Below are 236 nucleotides of genomic sequence, written 5' to 3' on the forward strand. Positions count from 1 at the left end.
GACATCCAGTTGTCGCTTCGGGGTGACGACAATGAAGCCTATGGTCGTCAGGAGACCGGAGGCGTTGCGTTGGGCCACGCGTTTGACCGATCCCACCGGATACGGGTGAGTTATGGCACATCTTTCCGGGCGCCGACCTTCAATGATTTGTACTACCCGCTGGAAACGTTCAGCTTTGGAGGTAGCTATGCGGGTAATCCCGACCTGAAGCCTGAGGAAGGCCGGTCGGTGGAGTT

Annotated in this window: 1 protein-coding gene; it reads left to right on the forward strand. The window is 57.6% G+C overall.

Translation table 11 applies throughout. From position 1 onward, the window contains the following. Positions 1-236, forward strand: a 236-nt coding sequence (locus Q5762_RS39660; RefSeq protein WP_315897174.1) for a TonB-dependent receptor domain-containing protein, incomplete at both ends; no start/stop codon positions are given.

Origin of the sequence: Streptomyces sp. P9(2023), from assembly GCF_032436795.1 — a bacterium.
In the GTDB taxonomy this organism is placed as follows: domain Bacteria; phylum Actinomycetota; class Actinomycetes; order Streptomycetales; family Streptomycetaceae; genus Streptomyces.